We start from the raw sequence: 18,114 nt of genomic DNA on the forward strand, positions 1-18,114 counted from the left end.
ACCACACGCGGCCAGGAAGGGATAGAGAGAGTGAACGGTCAGCGGAAAAAATACGGATCACGGCTCGCAAGGCCTGAACACGCCCACGCTTTAAAAACTAAAGCACTGCGGGTATTTTCGCTGTTTTTACGGCATCGCCAAATTAAGCTCCGCGCGCGGGGTCCGTTGGGGGTCGTGTGGCAGCGTTTTGGTGGCCCCGAGGAAGAGCCGCGCCGGCGCCAGATCCCGGCTCACCAGGTAGTCTTTGACAGCCACGCCACGCCTGACCGCCAGCTCACGCATCGCGTCCTCGCTGACCGCCATGTCGGCCAGCAGCAGCTTTTCCAACTCAGACGCAGGCAGGTCTTTGGCCAGCCCGACCAGGTTGCGCGGCTTGGGCATGTCGGCGCGTTTGTAAACTTCCTTGAGCAGCACCGGCACTTCAGTGGGGCTGACCGTGACCACGGCTGCGACCGTGTCGCCCTGCGTCAACAAGCTGCGGCGTTTCTCGGCACGCAGCAACTGGTCTAGCCGCTCGCGCTTGAAACCCTCTCGCTCGGCTTCCAGGCCGCTGGTGCCGACAACGGTCAGTTGCAGCGCAGGACGGTCCGTCAGCGCTTTCGCCACCTTGTCGAGCCCAGCCCTGGCTTCGGGCGCAAGACGGGCACTGCCGACCGCAAAACTGACACTGGCCATCTCTTCCCCGCCACCCCCAAAAGCGCCGGCCAGCAGGCTGAAGGGCGCGGTGATGGCCTTGACGATGACATTGAGAATCACCTTTACGATGATCGGCCCGAGGCTGAACTGCGGATCGTTGAGCGAGCCGCTGATCGGCAAATCGATATCGATCACGCCGTTGCGGTCAGCCAGCAGGGCCACCGCCAGCTTCACCGGCAGGCTGGCGGTGGCGCCCTCGACCTTGTCGCCGATGCTGAGCTGACTCAGATACCACCTTGTTGCGGGCAGTGAGCTGGCCGTCGGGCCGCACCACATAGTTGACGTCCACGCTGAGCTTGCAGCGGTTTATACCGTAACCCGAATACTTGATGGCATCGGGCGACAGTGGCGGCAACTCCAGGTCGCGCACCTTGCCCTGGATGTCGAGCGCCAACGGCTGCGCCAGGGGGTTGAGTTTGCCAACGATTTCCAGCGAGGCTGTACCCTCCGCCCGGCTGCGCAATTCCAGGTCGGCCATGGCGGGGGCGCCGGCCACGGCCACCGAAGAAAACGCGCTGAGCTTGCCGCTGAGTTCGCTGAGGTTGGCCGAGTAGTTGGGTTTCACAAAACGGTCGAAAAACAGCACCTGGCCGTTGACCAGCGTAATCGGGCCGACGTTGATGACCGGTGCGCCCCCCCGTCCGGCCCTCGGTCTGGGCATTGTTTGGGCCTTCAGCCCTTGCTGGACGGTCATCGATAGCTCTTGTTTTAATAGCACCTACGGCGCCGAGCTGCGGCTTTAGCAGGTCCTGCAGGTTGATGCGGCCCTCTGGCGTGATGATCACGCGTGCAAAAAAGTCGCTTAGCACGGTCTCGCGCACATCCACGCGCGCGGCCTGGGCCGGGTCCAGCGCCACCGCCAGTCCGCGCAGGTTCAGCGCCTTCCACGCCAGCAGCCCCTCGCTGGGCGCCAGCGTGTTGGCTTGGAACTCTTCGAGCGCCACATCACCGGCCAGTTGCGCCTGCGGGCCGGCCGGCGTCTGGCGCCATGCGATGCGGCCACGAAAGCTCGCGTCGGCACGCAGCAAATCCACATTGAGTTGGTCGCCGAAATAAGGCTTGAAGGCCTGCAGCGGCAGGCGCTGCAACACGAGCTGGCCCTGCGCCTGCATGGGGGCCAGCCCCAGGCTGCCCTTCAACTCCAGCTTGCCGGGTGCCAAGCGCCCGCTTGCCAACTGCAGCGACGCACTCAACGGCATGGGTTTGGCGGCATGGGCTCGGGCCGACGGCCTGTCGTCGAGCAGCAGCCCCTGCAGTTGCGCCTTGACGCCCATGACTTCGAAGTCCACCGGTTTGGCGCCAGCCTTGTCCGAAAACGACAGGGCGCCGCCGTCCAGCGACACATCGCTGATGGCGACACGCCAGGCCGAAGTGGTGGGGGCTGTGGGAGTGGTGGTTTTGTTGTCAGGCGCTGCGCCTGACTGTGGCCCCAGGCCATGGCTGGCCATCCGGCGCTCATACATCCAGCGCTTGTCGGCATCGCGGTACACCCGTGCCTTGGGCTGGTTCAGCTGCATCTTGGCGGCCTTGAAGGATTGGGCAGCCACGTCGATGTCCATGCCGGTGACATCCACCCGCTGCACCGACACCAGCGAGGTTTTGCCTTCGGCCAGCAGGATCTCGCGCACGGACAGTTTGGGCGCGGTGAGTTGCAAGACCTGCGCCTTGTCGCCACGGGCCGCCTGCCAGTTGATGCCCAACCCGGCGTCGAGCTGGCCGTTCAGGGCCGGCAGCAGAAACTGGCCGATGTATTTGGCGGCCATGTTCAGCGGCCAGGCCGTCAAGGTGGCATTGACCCGGGCCATCTGGTCGGTCGCGCTCCCGCTGAAGCTCAGCAATGCGGGCTTGGCTGCCGGCGCCGATGGGACCAGTCCAGCGTGGACAGCCTTCTTCCAGCCCGCGGCTTGCGGTGCGGTGGCAGCCACGGCAGCGGCGTCCAGACCGATGGACCCCTTGAACTGCAGCGGTGCGCCGGCCGCAAATGGAAAAGCAATCGCGGAGGCGTCGAGCACCAAGCCGTTCAACCGGATCTGTGCGGGCGAGGCCAGGCGTTGATCCAACCAGTTGACGGAGCCGCCGCGCACCGCGAGGCTGACCACCTGAACTTTCCAGGGCTTGGCTGATGCCAAGGCGGGCGCGGGGCGGGCCGCGCTTGCAGGCGCAGCGGGCGCCGGAGAAGGGGCATCGTTTTGGCCTCCAGCCCTTTCCGGACGGTTTCCGACAGCTATGCTTTTCGTAGCAAATTGTGCACTGGCCGGCAGCAGGTTCAATTGCCCGGCGCGGTCGCGCGTGATGCTGAGCACGGGCGACGTGAGCACGATTGACGACAGCTTGATGACTTGCGCCAGCGGCCGCACATCGTCCATCACCACCTGCAGGCGCTCAAACGCCAGCAATTCCGGGACGGGCGCGGGCCCGTCGGCAGCGCTGAGCAGCCGAACCTGATCGGCCGTCACGGTGCCGGAAAGCTTGACCACGGGTTCGGGCGTCTGCTCAAAAGCCACTTTGAGGTCGGCATGGAGTACCCCGCTTTGCAGCCGCAGCGGCAGGCTGGCCGGCAGGTAGCCGAGGTAAGGCCGCAGGTCCAGCGCGCTGAGCTGGAAAGTGGCGTCGGTTTTTCGGGTCTGGGCAAAAGGCGTGCCCTCGGCGGCGGTGTCAAAGCGGCTGCCGTTGAGCGTGAAGGTCAGGTGCGGCGCGGTCTTGATATCGCGCTGGGAGCGCAGATTGCTCAAAAAAGGCACGGGCAGCTTCAGGTCCCGCAGCTCGTGGCGCTTGCCCACGGCCAGGTCCTTGAAGTCCGCCCTGCCGTCGCTGAGCACCAGGTTGTATAGCGCAAAACGCTGCGGCTTGCCGGCCGGCTCATCGGTGGCGGGTTTGAGGCGCTCCAGGATGTCGTCGATGTCGTAGCGCCCTTGCCCCAGGTGCGTCAGCGACAGCAGCGGTTCACCGACCTCGATGGCGTCAACCACGGGCGCCAGCCTTAGCAGGGACTGCAGCTCGCCATCTATATAGAGGCGCTTGATGGTTAGCTGAGGGATTTGCTGGGGAGACGCCTGAAGCAGCGGCGGTGCAGGCGACTGCGTAGATGGCTCTGAAGGTGATTGCGAAGAGGATACTGCCGCAGCGCCCGCTTTGGCGACGGCGAGGTCGCTCAATGTGAGTTCAAGCGACCAGGGCTTGAAGTCAATCGCCCCCACCGTGACCTGCCGCCCGAGCTTTTCAGACGCGCCTCTCTCAAGCTGGGACTTCAGGACAGCAGGCACGGCCGCCCAGGCCAGGGCCCACAACAGCAACAAGCCCACCTAGGCCCAAGCGGCGCGACGGTGCCAACGCGGCGACCGGGCAACGCCAAGCACGCGCGCCGACACGACGAGCCATAAATCTGTGGCCCGGCTTTTCAAAACATTGCTTGTCATAGGCGACGAGTCTTTCGTGCCGGTGCTCAAAGGTCAATGATTTTTCGGCGACCCCATGCAGGCGCCACAAATGAAAAACCCCGGGCAGCTAGGCCGACCGGGGTTGACGGCGAACATGATGCTCATGCCGTCGGGCTTCGCAAAGAAGAGAAGTTCGTCTTCAGTGCGATGAAAGCAAGTGATTGCTCTCAGGTTTACCGGGATTGGTTACCCAGCGAATGCTTGAGGTACTCAAGCAATTGCAGGTTAAACCTCACCCGCGCTCCGGGCAAGTCAATATTTGTAATCAAAAAATGCCGGGCGATTGGGATTTTCTTGGCAGCTTTACATCTCGGGAATTTGTCCTACAGGCAGACAGGAGGAGCCACCGTGTTCAGCTTTTTTCGACTTGATTGCATGCTCCAGCAGTTTCTGCAAACACGCCGCAAGGCCTTGAGCTACTTGGATTTACTGGAAACACGTACAGCTAACTTCCAGAATTTGCAAAAACCGACCCCACTAGAGCAATTGCTCCAAAAACCGCCAAAACGGCCGATACAGAAGGTCTTTGCTTTGGATTTCCTTATTTAATCCTTAATTTTATATATCAATCATGATTGATATCATTGACAAGTTATTTAGACGGCCCATAGAATTCGCCGTCCCGGAGAAACCAAGGGACAACCCGAACCCGCTGCCGAATCCGGCAAAGTCAGACAAGGGTCAACACCCCGAGGCACGGCCTTGGTTTGATGGCGACCCAATCAAAGCGTGAGAGCTCTAAAAGCCGCCGCGCATAGAAAGGAGTGCTATGACAGCGCTAGGACAATCAAGCCCCGCAGCCACCTTGCGGGCCATCCAGAAAAATGTGGGTAACAGTCTTGCCAGCATCGCAGACGACATTGCCCAGGGGTTTTTCGAAATCACGCACAACAGCTTTGCCCTGGTCGGCCTGGCCGTGGTGTTTGCCGTGATCACTCTCACCGCCCGCCCGGATCTGCGTCAGGCCGGTGAATCGCGTCTGATGACCTTGCTGCAGGAGCGCCAGGAAGCAGCCATCGGCTTTACCGAGCCTGACGCGATTGATCGCGCCACGGCGGCCAACCCCAAGGACCTGCCCAAGCAGCAAGCCGCAGTGGCCTTCTGGCTGAGCCGCAAATACGGCATCGCGCCCGAACCGCTGAGCGTGCTGGTGGCCGAAGCCTTCGAGATTGGCCAGAAAGCCAAACTCGACCCCACACTGATCCTGGCCATCATGGCCATCGAATCGGGCTTCAACCCGTTCGCCCAAAGCCCGGTGGGCGCGCAGGGCCTGATGCAGGTCATGACCAAGATTCACCATGACAAATATGAAAATTTCGGTGGCAAGCTGGCCGCCTTTGACCCGGTGACCAATCTGCGCGTTGGCGTCAAGGTGCTGCAGGAGTGCATCGCCCGCGCCGGCTCGATCGAAGCCGGTTTGAAGTATTACGTCGGTGCGGCCAATCATGAAACCGACGGCGGTTATGCCGCCAAGGTCATGGCCGAACATGGCCGCCTGCAGGCAGTGGCCAATGGCCGCGCACCGGCCTATTCCCCGGTGCGACCGCCACTGGCCATCCCGGCCTCTATGCCAATCAATTCCGACAGTCCGGAATTGTCAGGCCCCAAAGCCAGCGAAAAAGTCGCCAGCCTGTCCGTATCCTGATGATCCTGGGCAGCGGGCTTGCACAGAGGCAGGCATTGACTCCGTTACACTAGGGCGTGCGCGACTGGCGATAGGCTGGCCCCTATCAAGGGGCAAGGCCGACGTGGGATACCACTGGGAAGCGCACCGCCGGCTGTCATCGGTGACAGCGGCGTTTAGCCGTTCGCCTGGGCAGCCCTTGTTTCATGGACCTCGTGCCAGGACAGGGACCACGTCTTGAAGGACTGCCGTGTACAACCGAAATATTCTCGTCGAACAAACCGACCCCGAACTGTGGGCTGCCATCGTCGCTGAAAATGCGCGCCAGGAGCACCACATCGAGCTGATCGCCAGCGAAAACTACGCCTCGCCGGCCGTGATGGCCGCACAGGGCTCGCAGCTCACCAACAAATACGCCGAAGGCTACCCCGGCCGTCGCTACTACGGTGGCTGTGAACATGTGGACGTGGCCGAACAACTCGCCATTGATCGCATCAAGCAGATCTTCGGCGCCGAGGCCGCCAACGTGCAGCCGCATTGCGGCGCCTCGGCCAATGAAGCAGTATTTCTGGCCTTCCTCAAGCCAGGAGACACCATCATGGGCATGAGCCTGGCCGAAGGCGGGCACCTGACCCACGGCATGGCGCTCAACATGAGCGGCAAGTGGTTCAACGTCGTCAGCTACGGCCTGAACGACAAGGAAGAAATCGATTACGACGCGATGGAGCGCAAGGCCCACGAATCAAAACCCAAGCTGATCATCGCCGGTGCCTCGGCCTACAGCCTGCGCATCGACTTCGAACGCTTTGCCAAAGTGGCCAAGGCCGTCGGCGCCATCTTCATGGTGGACATCGCCCACTACGCCGGCCTGGTGGCCGCGGGCGTCTACCCCAATCCGGTGCCGCATGCCGACGTGGTGACATCGACCACACACAAAAGCCTGCGTGGCCCGCGCGGCGGCATCATCCTGATGAAGGCCGAGCATGAAAAAGCCATCAACAGCGCGATTTTTCCCGGCCTGCAAGGCGGCCCGCTGATGCACGTGATCGCGGCAAAAGCCGTGGCTTTCAAGGAAGCACTGGCCCCCGAGTTCAAGTGCTATCAGCAACAGGTGCTGAAAAACGCGCAGATCGTGGCGGAGACCCTCATGCAACGCGGCCTGCGCATCGTCAGCGGCCGCACTGAAAGCCATTTGATGCTGGTGGATCTGCGCGCCAAGGGCATCACCGGCAAGGAAGCCGAAGCGGTGCTGGGAAGCGCCCACATGACGATCAACAAGAACGCGATTCCCAACGACCCGGAAAAACCGATGGTCACCAGCGGCGTGCGCATTGGCACCCCGGCGATGACGACGCGCGGCTTCAAGGACGAAGAAGCGCGCCTGACCGCCAACCTGATCGCCGACGTGCTCGACAAGCCGCGCGACGCGGCGAACATTGAGGCGGTGCGCGCCAAGGTCAATGCGCTGACCAGCCGGTTCCCGGTTTACCGCTAAACCATGTACGGCGCAGTAGCTATCTTTTTTATAGCTGCTTGCGTCCGCCCGGTATGGGCTGGAGGCCAATTTTGTCTTTAATTCCTGGCAGCACGCCGTGAAGTGCCCGTTTTGCGGCAACCTGGAAACCCAGGTGGTCGAAACCCGCGTCTCGGAAGACGCAGACTTCATACGTCGCCGCCGCCAGTGCGGCGCCTGTGAAAAACGCTTCACCACCTACGAGCGTCCCGACGTCAACTTCCCGGCGATTGTCAAAAAAGACGGCCGCCGCATCGAGTACAAACGCAGCAAGATTCTGGGATCGATGAACCTCGCCCTGCGCAAACGCCCGGTCAGCACTGAACAGGTGGACTCGGCGATTGAGCGGATCGAGGAAAAGTTGCTGAACCTTGGCCTGCGCGAAGTGCCCTCCTCCCGGCTCGGGGAGCTTGTCATGCGCGAGCTGAAAAAGCTCGACAAGGTAGCCTACGTGCGTTTTGCCAGTGTTTACCGGAGTTTTGAAGATATTGACGAGTTCAAGACCTTGGTTGACGAGGTGCGGCGCTGAGCCGGTGAACCCCGCCCGCCCGGTTTATCGCCAGCACGCCTGGATATCCTGAGCGGTCTGTCCCGTGGTGCTTTTCCCCTTGACGCCCGTGTTGGTGAGGGTCAGGTTTCCGCACTTGGTATCTGCAATCCGAGGTGTGGCGGTCAAGGTATACGAGTTCACTGCGGGCGCACCCAGAACCAGATCGTACTTTGGTGAATTGACCGGCACTGCTTGCAGTGTTGCAGGCAATGTCGGGCTGATCGTGCCCGCATCGGTGGTGGTGTAGCGACTGTTGGCCGCATAGTAGCGCTCCATGAATTGCTGCGCCTCCAGAAGCGCGGCGCGGGCCGCTGCCCTGTCGCCACGCCGCACATATTCGGTGTAGCTCGGCAACGCAACGGCCGCCAGAATGCCGATGATCGCGACAACAATCATCAGCTCGATGAGGGTGAAACCCGAATTTTTTCTCGGTCCAAAGCGGCGAAGTTGATCACGCTGCATCATGGCTGTCCTTGTCATTGTGTTCAGCGGATTGGCGGGTTGATGATACGACGCCAAGTGCGGTCCCTGATTGTTGTGGTGCTGCCTACCGGCGGCAACTCGACTTCCTCGCAGGCCGTGACCTGCCCAGTGGTATTTTGCAAGCTTATTTTCTGGCACTCACCGGGCGCAGCGGGTGGCGCAAGCCCTTTGACCACCGAATCAATGCCGTCGACGTTTGTGGCATAACCTGTCACCGCCGTATCAGACGAATTAAAAAAGCCATCACCGTTGGTGTCAAACAATTTGTAAGACGGGTTCAAGCCGTCCTGCACGGGAATCAGGTAGTTGGCGCCCAAGCCGGTTGCCGCGGTGCATACGGCGGCTTGTTCAGCCGGCGCAATGGTACTGAGCAGCGCCAACTTCAGGCTGACCTTCTGGGGTGGATATATGACGCGCTGACCCGACAACAGGTTCTTTGCGCCCTCGATCACGGAAAGATCTATGACCCAGCCGCGCTCCAGGCTGCTGTAGTTCACCGACGTACCCGACAAGGAGTAGAAGACGGATCCGCTGGCACCGGTCACCTTGGAAAGCGCACGGGCCGCCAGGGAGGCGCGGCTCATGGGGCGCGTCACGGTATCGGCCGGCTTGTCCCACACGGCGTACATTGACTGAACCCCTGTGGTGTCGCGGTCAGCCTCCACCAGCAGCTTGCCAGTTGCAAAGACAACCAGCTTGCCCCCCAGGCTGTGGTCGTACACAAGCGGCGCCTGGGTAATCGGTTGCACTGCAACCAGGGGTGATGTGGCACGGAAAAGGGGCTGCGTGCCGGACACGACAAACTTGGAAGCCGCACCAGCGTCGTAATTAAACTTCCACAGACTACCGTTCAAGTCACCAGCGAACAGGTTGGTAATGTAGCCACTGGCGTCGCGTTGCACACCCACGCCGCCCAGGCCGTTGGCGGGAGTAAGGGCATCCACAACCAGCTTGGTCGCCGCGCCGGTTTCCAGGTTGAGGACAAACAGCACGGCCTTGCCATCGGTGCTGAAAGGTCCGTTGCCAAAAACCGCCACCCAGGTGCCGTTGGGCAACACACCGACCTCGACTGGCGCCGATACATACCCAAGATCACCGTCGTTGGCCTGCGAAAACTCCCATTTGATGTTGGCGGCCCCCGGTGAGCTCATGTCGGTGACATCAAAGGCCATCACCGCACGGCCGCCTGAGCCCAAGGATCCGACCAGGTAGTTGCGCCAGGATGCCGTCGCAGCAGCAGACGTCGCCTTGACATAGGCATCGGTTTCGCTGAAGGCACCATCCACAAAAAACTGGTGGTAAAGCGTCGTCAAGCCGTAATCCTTGTCACTCAGTTTTGACAGGTTGGGATACACCTCTCGCGGCACATAAGCAAAAATTTCCTTGCCATCATCGGCAGCCACTGCGCCCTGAGTGTCTTTGAAGGCATGCACCATACCGTCGTTCGCCCCCACAAACAGCACGCCCGGCCGCACTGCCTTCACAGTGGTACGGTAGGTGCTGTAAGCTGAGCCGCCGTCCGTCAAGGTTTGGTAGCCCAGATCAATGCCCCCTTTGACGAGTACCGGGTTGGAGTTGATGAAATCCCCAAGGCGTGTCCCACGTGCTCGGTAGGGATTGGTCGGCACGGCGGATGTCTCTTCATTGCTTGCGTCTCCGCGCAAATAGTCCACCAGTGCACTGCTGCCGGCGATGGGACCGATCGCGGCCTGGTTGATCGCACCCATGTCCGCCCAGGTAAAGGCGCTCGGCGCGCCGGTGGACGAATTCCAGGTGAGGATATTGCGCAAACTCCATGCTGGCAGCTTGCTGCCAGCAGACCACAGTTCGCCATTCGGGCCCGAGCCTACTTTCGTCAGACCCTTGGCATCCAGCTCGAAGGCCCGGACATCGCCGGTCCACGCGCCTGACTTGTAAAACGGAATGTATTTGCGATTGCCGTCTTCCAACACACTGGAAGCGGTCGCAACGCCGGCTTCGCGCAACTCGCTTTGGGTGGTGGTGGTCAGCGCAGACGTCAAAGCCTCCGCCAGCTCCGAGGAATTCTTTGCGCTGAAGTATTGGCCCTCGCTGTTGACTGCTGCATGCCACAGGTCATCCACCTTGTCCGTGCCCCAAGTTTTATCGCCCTTCGTCAGGGCTGGCAAGTCGGTGGCGGGGTCCAGCGTACCTTTCAGGCCGATACCCACGGTGTAGTTGACCATGCCTTGCCAGAACTGCTTGTTGGGCGGCGTCGGTTGCGCATTGTTATCCAGCGTCGGTCGCAAATCTTGGTTAAAGAAATAACTCGCAAAATCAGCCAGTGTGTCGCTATTGGAATCCTTGAAAGGCGCAGTGGGCGCGTACTGGTATTCGTTGCCCGATGTCGTTATTTTCGGATAGCCCGTTGCAAACGCATTGGCATCACCCGAAGGGGCGCCGCCATCGAAGTTTCCGACTGTCTTGTTGAAAGGCGCTCCGGCCGTGTTCCACAAACCGTCGGTAATCAACAAGTGGTACGCCCGGCGGCAGTTTTTAGGGAAACTGCCAACCGGGTCTTTAAAGGATAGATTGCCCGGGTCATCGGCCCACGGACTTTCCTTGGTGTAGTACTCCCCCACTCCCCAGAGCGCGCTACGCAGAGGCGTACCCGACTCCACGGCAATGTTGCGCACAAAATCAAACATGGCGTCCTTGCGAGCGGGGGTGAACTTCCTCACACCGGCGACGACCGTGGCCACGCTGTCGCCATCAATGGTGGAGTAGTCCTTGTGAATCGAACCCCAACCCACACGCAACTTGTTTTCATCCATGTTCCAGAAGGACTCCGCGATGGCGCCCTGCGCCACCAGCAGGCGGGAGCGGTGGTAGACATACCAGTTGGCATAGTTTTGCCTTTCCTGGGCCAGACTACAGACGTTGTTTGTGCAGTCGGTGCGTGTGGCGTAAGTCTGCGGCGCTGCACCCGCGGCACCGTTTTTGGTGTTATTGGTCAGGTTATAACTGTCAAAATTGGCAGTCACCGTGGGGTCCATGTAGACACCGCCTGATTTTTTCAATCTGTAAAAAAGCATCGGCGTGTAACTCCGGGTCGCTGGCGGGCACGCCAACTCGGCGCCGTTAGCGTCAACATGCAACGATTTGACACACCAACGCGCACTTATGTTGCTCGCTGCCGCCATCAGGTCGACGCTAGTGCCGGCGATGACCGGGGCCGAGGGGCCCTTGCGGAGAACCAGCAAAACGCCGGTGTTGCGTTCGGAGGTGTTGCTCGTGGCAACGAGGGGACCGACCGCGCCTACGGCCGACTTCGTCGCGTGATGCAAGCCGATGCCAACGTCATTGGTGTTACCGCTGCCTGATCCATTGAAGTCAGCCAGACCCGCTTGAGACCAGGTCAAGCCGCCTGCGGTGGTAACACCAAGATTGTTGAAATTGTTGGCCTGGTGGGAGGCCATCAAGATCAGGGTGTCGGCCGTGACGGTCGTCACCGAACCGGTTCCGATGGTCGAATCGGAGGTGCTGCTGGAAGTTGCGCCGGCTGGCGCAGCATATGCAACGTCAAAGGGCTGGGCGGTGTCAACGCCGCGATAGGCAAAACACCTCGCCACAATCGCCGCGCCACCGGTGTGGGTGATCACCGGGTTAGCGTCGGACGCGCCTGCTATTTTGTAAAAAGCCGACGCACTGGTGTCGCTACCTTTAAGGTTGTAGATCATGGTCCAGCCCGCCGATGCGGTGGTGTGGCTGACCAGATCGAACGATTGTGCCAGGCAAATCAACAAATCATTGGCCACCCTGCTCCCAGGAAGGGCGGGGGTCACGTTGCCACTGCCGGCGGTGGCAGCGTTGCCGGCGCCCATGAACGTGATCGACGCAGAGGCGACCTGTGGATTAAACTGGGCTGCGGTCAACACAGCTGCGGGAAAACGTGTCCCATCGCTCCGAATCCAGGGCCTGTATGTGGTTTCGGGGTTGTAGTGGAGTGTATTGACGTCAGAGGACCTCGCCCGTTGCTGATAGCTCAACTCCTCGCCGGTAGCCGCTGTATCGGCAGAAAATATGCCCCTGTTGTTGGTGAATTGACGAGGATCGGACGGATGTGTCACGATCCCCCGGTCCCCGCCAATTTTGACGGTCTTGCCGCCAACGACAAAGTCGCCTTCCGGCATGAACTGGTAAAGCATGGAACCCGAATCGTCCAGATCCAGCATCACGTTGGGTGCCACGCCCCCGCCGCTGCGGCTGAGCAAAGGCGACTGGGATGGCTGGGACCATGCCATGCCGGCAACCAGCAGCATGGCCGCCATCAGCAGAAGTGAGGTTGCCGCCAATGGCTTGCGAGCATCCGCAATACCATGGTTGTTGAGGATGGACATAGTTGAATCCCTTTATTCCAGATACGAAATTGATTGCAGCCAGACGACCGATCCGCCCGTCGTGATTCCGTTGGCATTGGCCGTGTAGCCGGGGCTGAAGCCCCGGGCAGTAATCACCATCACGAGTCCGCCGTCGGCCAGAATCTGGCGCTCGGCCACGCACTGCGGGCGAGTCGCGGGCGTCACAGAACTGTCGTCCGACTTGATCTGGGCAATCGGCAGCGTTGTTCTGGACGCCGACGCGAGGCCAGCCCCGGTCCAGGTAGCCGGGTCCTCCCATCCCGCTTGGGGTGCGCCAAAAGCCGTCTGAACAATGTTGGCGTTGCGCAAAGTCGCTACGCGGGTGTCATTCGCCTTCGTGACTTCACTCTCGCAATAGCGCAACGCCGCCTCAGCGTACTGCTGGGCCTGGCTTTGAAGCCGGATGTTGTTGGTTGCACGTTCACCAGAGGTGGCGTTACGAATGGCTGCCGCCGACGTCAATCCGATGATCACCACCATGATCATCACCACGATCAGCGAAATGCCGGACTGGCGGTGATGACGCACCAGGCGTCCAGAAGGGTGTCGAGGAGTGCGCATGATGCCCTTAGAAGGTCATTTTGTTGCGTAGGGTTGTGGTCAGAAAATACGCGCGGCGCAGATAGCCGTCAGCCGACGTCTGGGCCGCGGAATTGCAATCGAGATAACCGGCCAAGCCCAACGCTGTGTCTTCGCCGGAGAGCACCCGATCTGAACTGCGCATCAGCAGGCACACCCGAACGCTGATGATGTTCTGCCAGTCGATGACAACGGCCGGACCGGCTGCGACGTACCGCACGATCTGGCGTGAACCGGCAGCCCCGGCTTCGCCGTACCAGATCTGCATGACGTCGACGTTATCCACAAGTGGCTGACCGCCGATCGCGGCGCCGCCTGATGTCTTTGCCGCACTGGCGCAATGCAGCTCCGTGCGGGCCCCAACCCCAGTCCCCGTGGTGGCAAGGTAGTATCGATTGTGAGTCTCGTAGAACGTGATATTTTGCCCGCCAACAGCCACTGTCTGGGCGACGTATTGAAGGGAGTTACCAATGCAATCGGAAGGAAAGTTGCTGCTGGTGGGAATGCTGTTGGTCAGGTCCGCTTCGTAGCTTATTTCAATCGCCGGCGTCTCTGTTCCAGTGGTTTTACACGCAGCGACGCCCGTCGTATTGGCTGAGACAAAACCCAGCCCACAACCCAAAATAGGCTTGGTCGAGAATGTTTTGCCCAAGGTTTTCACGCCGCCTGTATTGACCACCGAGGTGCTTTGGGCATACCCAGCAAGCAGCAGATCGGAGCGCAGGATTGACAGGGCAATTTGCGCGTTCTCATTCATCTCCCCATACGCGGCCTGGCGCTTGTTGGTCTGCCCTGACCCGATATAACTGATCAGCACGGCGCCAACGACCACGATGCCAATCACCATTGAGATCATCACTTCAATCAGGGATACCCCACGAACGCGTGATCTTGAAATCATGGACGCAGACTGCCTCATAAGTTGATCCGGAAAAAGCTGCAGCGGATGCTCAAATCGCTTTCGGTGCTCATCGCGTCGGGGCATTCCAGCGTCAGTGCGGGTGCCTCATCGGTATTTGCAACCGCCGGGTCGCGCCAGGCAACCCAGACATCTGCAGCCACCTGGCCCGACTGCCGAAGGATAAAAACCGAGCCTTCGGGCAGTTGGTCGCGGACAAAAATACGCCACTGAGCCAAATCAAGTGCAGCAATCTGGGCAGGGGTGCAGGTATCGGTGGGCAAATTGCACAAGGCTGCCGGTAAGGTTGCCTTGGTGGCCTGACCGGCGAAAGTTGCCGTGTAGTCGTAATTGCCAGCCAAAAATCCGGTGGTTGCCGTGCCTTTGCTGGCACGCATGCGCTCACCGATGTCGGCAGCAAGTTGCGCAGCGGTCGCCCTGTATTGGGACATCTTGGTGTAGCGAATCGAGGAGGCATTGACGCCTGCGAGAGCCAGCAAAGCCACTGACGCAATCACTATCGAGATCAACACCTCAATGAGTGAGCCGCCCATTTGCCGGGCACGCCGTGCACATCGTTCCCCGGGCTGAGCAGACTGAGTCCCGTCTAGCTGCATGATGTAACTCCTTCCGGCCTCAGGGCGGCCCTGCCCTGATTGGAGACGCAGATCAGACGCGTAAACGACGCACCATCGCTTCCGGTCGGGGTCAGAACAAAAGTCTGGGAAGAAGCCCTTGCCCATCCCGCCGGTTGAAAAGTAAATTTGCGCAAGTCGTTAGCTGGGCTAGTGCCCGCAGTCCCCTGCATCAAAGAAATCGTCGGCAAGGCCTGCTGCACGCGCACTATCTCGTCTCCGTCCGCCACATCCAGAGTCCCATTGGCCAGAATATCAACAAACACTATCCAACCATCCTTCCACGCACCTGCGGTCCCTGCACAAGTCGTTCCGGTGGAGGAACTGCAGATGGTGACGCCCGCCGAACGCTTGATGGCCTCAGAGCGCGCATACCGCATGTCCACTACGAAAGCATCCGCAGCGGCAGAAACCGAGCGTTTGACGAACAGGGCCCTGAAGCTTGGCACCGCCAGCGCGGCCAGAACCGCGACCACAGTGAGCGTGACCAGCAGTTCAATCAAGGTAAAGCCCGATTGGCGAGGTTTCATGGGCTGAAGCTTACTTGGAGCGCTTTTGGCACGACAGCGCTCCCCGATGTGTGGTCAGGGGAGCCCGCCGGACGGTACGCGAAACACGCAGGGGGGTCGTCGAGCGCGGATTCGCTGCGGCATTCCAATATTTTCCCCGGGACTATCCCTCCACGCATGGGATGCCAACCCCAATGGCCTGACCATTGCCAAGCGCGCCCGACTCTCCGCCCGGCGGCTGTGCGAGCCTCGCCATTTCTTCAGGTCCGAGACAGCCTTGATTTTGCTCACGCTGCTCCTCTTGCGCCTGTTCACGCTGCTGCGGCTGTTCAAGCACCTGGCGCTCCAGCTCCACGACTTTTTTTTGCACAGGCATTTTTTGTTCGATGGACAGGGCTGCGTCAGAAGCCGTGTCTTCCAACGGAACAGGACTGATCTGCGCCGCGACAGCAGGGGCTCGCTCGGCCATGATCTGCGCCCGGATTCCTGGCCACCCAGGCGCCTGTTCGACCGTCGCTTCGACACCGCGCCTGACATCCGGGTTTGCCGTCAATGCAAATAAAAGCAGGATATGGGCGAGCGAGGCCAAGCCCAGCGCAAGCAGCAGGTTCGGTATCTTCGGCTCCTGCATAGCCGGCTCTTGCCCAGCAGTTTCTATTCCTTCCCCTGCGCTCACGCCTCCTCCAACAGGAAACATACGAAGCTTTGCCCATGCACGGCAAAAACGAAACACGGGGAGACCAACATGCACAAATATAAACGTCCCTTGGGCGTCCACCTAAAATGACAACGGGGATGTACCCACTGGACGGACGGTGAAACCATGACAAACAACAAGAGCATCCCTGCAAATCATCTCGCAGCGCCCATGATGAATGCGTTGCGGCTGGCATCGGAAAACAAGAGTTTGCCACCACCCAATCCCACTGTGGGCTGCTCGATTATCTCTCCATCAGTAACCGTGCTGGGAGAAGGTCACACCCAACACGCCGGTGGCCCGCACGCAGAAATTATGGCCTTGCGCGACGCGGCCGCGCAGGGCCATTCGGTGGCTGGCGCGACCGCGTACGTCACGCTCGAGCCCTGCTCGCACCACGGCCGCACCGGCCCCTGCTGCGACGCGCTGATCGCCGCTGGCATCAAGAAGGTGGTGGCGTCCATCGCAGACCCCAACCCGCTGGTCGCAGGACAGGGCTTTGCGCGGCTGCGGGCTGCGGGCGTGGAGGTGGAGGTCGGCCCCGGCGCTGCCGAGTCGCGCGAACTCAACATCGGTTTTTTCAGCCGCATGGTCCGTAAGACACCCTGGGTGCGCATGAAAGTCGCTGCCTCGCTGGACGGCAAGACTGCGCTTGACAACGGCGCCAGCCAGTGGATCACCTCGGACACCGCCCGCGCGGACGGCCATGCCTGGCGCGCGCGCGCCTCTGCCGTCCTTACCGGCATAGGCACTGTGCTGCAGGACAACCCGCGGCTGGACGTGCGGCTGGTGGACACGCCGCGCCAGCCGCACCTGGTGGTGGTGGACAGCCGCCTGGACACACCACTGGACGCGAATCTTTTTATCCCCGGCCGTACCCTTTACATCTATACAGCCGAGCAAAACGCCGAAAAGAAGGCGTCACTGGAAGCGCGCGGCGCCACCGTCATTTATCTGCCCGGTATCTGCGGCAAGGTTGATCTGCCCGCCATGTTGCACGACCTGGCGCATCGCGAGGTCAATGAGCTGCATGTGGAAGCCGGGCACAAACTCAATGGGTCGCTGATTCGCGAGGGTCTGGTCGATGAGTTTCTGGTTTACCTCGCCCCCAAATTGATAGGCCAAGGCAGCGGCATGGCCAATTTCGGCCCCATCACCGCGCTGTCACAGGCAGTAGAGCTCGAATTCCGGTCCGCCGAACAACTCGGCCCTGACCTGCGTATTGTGGCCAGGGTTCGCGGGCGCGACACCTTTTAAGGAAGCGTTGAATAAGTCCTTGCGGATGTGCGGCAGACGGATCGGGATGGGATGCAAGGCGGATTTCGCAGTCAATAGCTGGCTATTGGCAAGAAATTCAACGCAGCAGGCCGCCTGAGCCCGGATGATCGCGCGCCGCAGGGGGCTTGTTCGGCGCTTCCTCAAGCCCTAATTCCGGGGCCGCGCCATACGCCACGGCAATCTCTGCGAAAATACGTCCATGTTTACCGGAATCATTACCGGCGTGGGGCGCATCGTCGCTGTCCATCGCCTGGGCAGCTCTTTGGACCACGGCAAGCGCCTCGAGATCGAGGCGCCTGCGGGTTACCTTGACGACGTGGGCCTGGGTGACAGCATCGCCCTGAACGGTGCCTGCATGACGGTCACGACGCTGGCACCCGAAAACAAGCAGTTTTCCATCGAAATTTCCGCTGAATCACTCGACAAAACCCGCGGCTTGAGCGAACCCGGCCCTATCAATCTTGAAAAAGCCTTGCGCGCCCATGACCGCCTCGGCGGCCACATCGTCGCCGGCCATGTCGACGGCGTCGGCACGGTCACGCATTTTGCGCAGGTCGGGGAAAGTTGGGAATTACGAGTTCTGGCGCCCCGTGAACTGGCCAAATATCTGGCTTACAAGGGCTCGATCACCGTCAATGGCGTGAGTCTGACGGTCAACCGGGTGGTCGACCTGAACGGCGCAGCGCCCGGCTGTGAGATCAGCATCAACCTGATCGACCACACGGTGCAAAACACGGCACTGGGCCACCTGCGACCCCAATCACAGGTCAACCTCGAAATCGACCTCATCGCACGTTATGTCGAACGCATGCTCCAAAGCGGAAAGAACACCTGAA

14 protein-coding genes, 2 pseudogenes and 1 riboswitch are annotated in these 18,114 nt (G+C 60.6%); of the genes and pseudogenes, 6 read left to right on the top strand and 10 right to left on the bottom strand.

The annotated features are described in order from the left end of the window. Window positions 1–126 precede the first annotated feature (126 nt). The 3 genes and pseudogenes from IEX16_RS20295 to IEX16_RS20305 all read right to left on the bottom strand — a co-directional run. Complete coding sequence (locus IEX16_RS20295) at window positions 127–972, bottom strand: DUF748 domain-containing protein (RefSeq protein ID WP_308421351.1); 846 nt, start codon at window positions 970–972, stop codon at window positions 127–129. Between the two features lie 13 nt (window positions 973–985). Continuing rightward, window positions 986–1,390, bottom strand: a pseudogene (locus IEX16_RS20300) (DUF748 domain-containing protein); the annotation flags it as partial. A 22-nt stretch (window positions 1,391–1,412) separates the two neighbouring features. After that, window positions 1,413–3,998: pseudogene (locus IEX16_RS20305) on the bottom strand (DUF748 domain-containing protein); the annotation flags it as partial. Window positions 3,999–4,481: 483 nt separating this feature from the next. Here IEX16_RS20305 and IEX16_RS13850 point away from each other — a divergent pair. From IEX16_RS13850 to nrdR, 4 genes are all read left to right on the top strand, one after another. Then, window positions 4,482–4,682 (top strand): hypothetical protein, encoded by a 201-nt coding sequence (locus IEX16_RS13850; protein WP_188709076.1) that lies wholly within the window; start codon window positions 4,482–4,484, stop codon window positions 4,680–4,682. Window positions 4,683–4,902: 220 nt separating this feature from the next. Beyond that, window positions 4,903–5,778 carry a lytic transglycosylase domain-containing protein gene (locus IEX16_RS13855; RefSeq protein ID WP_188709077.1) on the top strand — a complete coding sequence of 292 codons (876 nt, stop codon included), beginning with the start codon at window positions 4,903–4,905 and terminating at the stop codon, window positions 5,776–5,778. 50 nt (window positions 5,779–5,828) lie between these two features. Further along, window positions 5,829–5,958: riboswitch (ZMP/ZTP riboswitch) on the top strand. Between the two features lie 49 nt (window positions 5,959–6,007). Continuing rightward, window positions 6,008–7,252: a serine hydroxymethyltransferase gene (gene glyA, locus IEX16_RS13860; RefSeq protein ID WP_188709078.1), complete on the top strand. Its 1,245-nt coding sequence runs from the start codon at window positions 6,008–6,010 to the stop codon at window positions 7,250–7,252. A gap of 97 nt (window positions 7,253–7,349) precedes the next feature. Beyond that, on the top strand, window positions 7,350–7,799 hold the full coding sequence (nrdR, locus tag IEX16_RS13865; protein WP_188709079.1) for a transcriptional regulator NrdR: 450 nt from the start codon (window positions 7,350–7,352) through the stop codon (window positions 7,797–7,799). A 24-nt stretch (window positions 7,800–7,823) separates the two neighbouring features. Here the strand turns inward: nrdR and IEX16_RS13870 are convergent, their stop codons facing one another. The 7 genes from IEX16_RS13870 to IEX16_RS13900 all read right to left on the bottom strand — a co-directional run bounded on the left by IEX16_RS13870 (window position 7,824) and on the right by IEX16_RS13900 (window position 15,934). Then, entirely contained in the window at window positions 7,824–8,285 is a 462-nt protein-coding gene (locus IEX16_RS13870) for a type IV pilin protein (RefSeq protein ID WP_308421352.1), read from the bottom strand. Between the two features lie 20 nt (window positions 8,286–8,305). Next, window positions 8,306–12,661: a pilus assembly protein gene (locus IEX16_RS13875; RefSeq protein WP_188709080.1), complete on the bottom strand. Its 4,356-nt coding sequence runs from the start codon at window positions 12,659–12,661 to the stop codon at window positions 8,306–8,308. Between the two features lie 12 nt (window positions 12,662–12,673). Beyond that, window positions 12,674–13,210, bottom strand: coding sequence for a pilus assembly PilX family protein (locus IEX16_RS13880; protein ID WP_188709081.1), 537 nt, complete (start codon window positions 13,208–13,210; stop codon window positions 12,674–12,676). Between the two features lie 40 nt (window positions 13,211–13,250). Beyond that, window positions 13,251–14,162, bottom strand: coding sequence for a PilW family protein (locus IEX16_RS13885; RefSeq protein WP_188709082.1), 912 nt, complete (start codon window positions 14,160–14,162; stop codon window positions 13,251–13,253). Between the two features lie 14 nt (window positions 14,163–14,176). Then, entirely contained in the window at window positions 14,177–14,713 is a 537-nt protein-coding gene (gene pilV, locus IEX16_RS13890) for a type IV pilus modification protein PilV (RefSeq protein WP_188709083.1), read from the bottom strand. 53 nt (window positions 14,714–14,766) lie between these two features. Then, entirely contained in the window at window positions 14,767–15,324 is a 558-nt protein-coding gene (locus tag IEX16_RS13895) for a GspH/FimT family pseudopilin (protein WP_188709147.1), read from the bottom strand. Between the two features lie 142 nt (window positions 15,325–15,466). Then, the gene (locus IEX16_RS13900; protein ID WP_188709084.1) at window positions 15,467–15,934 is read right to left on the bottom strand and encodes a hypothetical protein; all 468 of its coding nucleotides are present in this window, start codon (window positions 15,932–15,934) and stop codon (window positions 15,467–15,469) included. 192 nt (window positions 15,935–16,126) lie between these two features. Between IEX16_RS13900 and ribD the strand changes: the two genes are divergently transcribed. Then, window positions 16,127–17,257: a bifunctional diaminohydroxyphosphoribosylaminopyrimidine deaminase/5-amino-6-(5-phosphoribosylamino)uracil reductase RibD gene (gene ribD, locus IEX16_RS13905; protein WP_188709085.1), complete on the top strand. Its 1,131-nt coding sequence runs from the start codon at window positions 16,127–16,129 to the stop codon at window positions 17,255–17,257. A 220-nt stretch (window positions 17,258–17,477) separates the two neighbouring features. Beyond that, window positions 17,478–18,113 carry a riboflavin synthase gene (locus tag IEX16_RS13910; RefSeq protein ID WP_188709086.1) on the top strand — a complete coding sequence of 212 codons (636 nt, stop codon included), beginning with the start codon at window positions 17,478–17,480 and terminating at the stop codon, window positions 18,111–18,113. Window position 18,114 lies beyond the last annotated feature (1 nt).

It is taken from the genome of Polaromonas eurypsychrophila (genome assembly GCF_014641715.1).
GTDB classification, from domain to species: Bacteria; Pseudomonadota; Gammaproteobacteria; order Burkholderiales; family Burkholderiaceae_C; genus Polaromonas; species Polaromonas eurypsychrophila.